The 238-nt window shown below is 61.3% G+C and carries 1 pseudogene; it reads left to right on the top strand.

Annotated elements, in window-relative coordinates:
• A pseudogene (locus tag KVT32_RS31465) lies at positions 1–194 on the top strand (NADP-dependent oxidoreductase); the annotation flags it as partial.
• Between the last annotated feature and the right edge of the window lie 44 nt (positions 195–238).

The raw sequence follows: 238 nt of genomic DNA, 5'->3' as shown, positions 1-238 counted from the left end.
AAGGCATGCTGGTCACCGACTATGCCGCGCGCTACCCGGAAGGCGTGGCGAGCATCGCGCGCTGGATGAAGGAAGGCAGCTTCAAGGCCAAGGAACACGTGGTCGAAGGCTTCGAGAACTTCCCGTCCGCCCTGAACATGCTGTTCGAGGGCAAGAACCTCGGCAAGCTGGTGCTGAAGGTCGCCGACGCCTAAGTCCCATCCGCACCTGCCTTGATTCGTTTCGAGGCGGGTGCATT

This window comes from Achromobacter sp. GbtcB20, assembly GCF_019091095.1.
GTDB lineage: Bacteria > Pseudomonadota > Gammaproteobacteria > Burkholderiales > Burkholderiaceae_B > Achromobacter > Achromobacter mucicolens.
Note: the sequence above shows the minus strand (reverse complement) of the source record. Positions and strands in the feature narration are given on the sequence as shown.